Here is a 541-nt window from a genome sequence, read left to right on the forward strand (position 1 = left end):
GGCTCCACACGAACCCGGCGCTGAAGCTGCGCGAGCGTTCCGGATCCAGTTCGGCGTTGCCGCCGGTGGTGACCGAGATCTGCGAGTTGGCCTGCTGGAAGCCGGTGGGTACGCCGAGCGCGGCGCAGTTGGCCGGGTTGCCACGCGGTGCGGTACCGCCCAGGCCGATCGAGCACGGGTCGAACAGCTGCAGGTCGGCACGCGCCGCCGAGCCGTACAGTTCGCCGATGGACGGCGCGCGGAAGCCTTCGGCGTAGCTGGTACGCAGCACGAAGTCGTTGGTCACCTGCCAGCGCAGGCCGTACTTGGGAGTGAACTCGCCGCCGAAGGTGGAGTAGTCCGAGTAACGCCCGGCCAGGCTGAGGTCGAGCTTCTCGCCGATCGCGCTCTTGGCGAAGATCGGCACGCTCAGCTCCAGGTACGCCTCATTGACGTCGTAGGAGCCGGAGGTGGGCAGCGACGGCACGCCGTTGTAATGGCCAATCACCGTGAGCGGATCGGGATCGTAGCGGCCCTCGTACTTGCGGTACTCGTAGCCGGT

Annotated in this window: 1 pseudogene; it reads right to left on the bottom strand. The window is 67.5% G+C overall.

Annotated elements, in window-relative coordinates:
* Nucleotides 1–541, bottom strand: a pseudogene (locus DBR34_RS24100) (TonB-dependent receptor); the annotation flags it as partial.

The sequence above is a fragment of the Stenotrophomonas sp. HMWF003 genome, assembly GCF_003061285.1.
Taxonomy (GTDB): domain Bacteria; phylum Pseudomonadota; class Gammaproteobacteria; order Xanthomonadales; family Xanthomonadaceae; genus Stenotrophomonas; species Stenotrophomonas maltophilia_AP.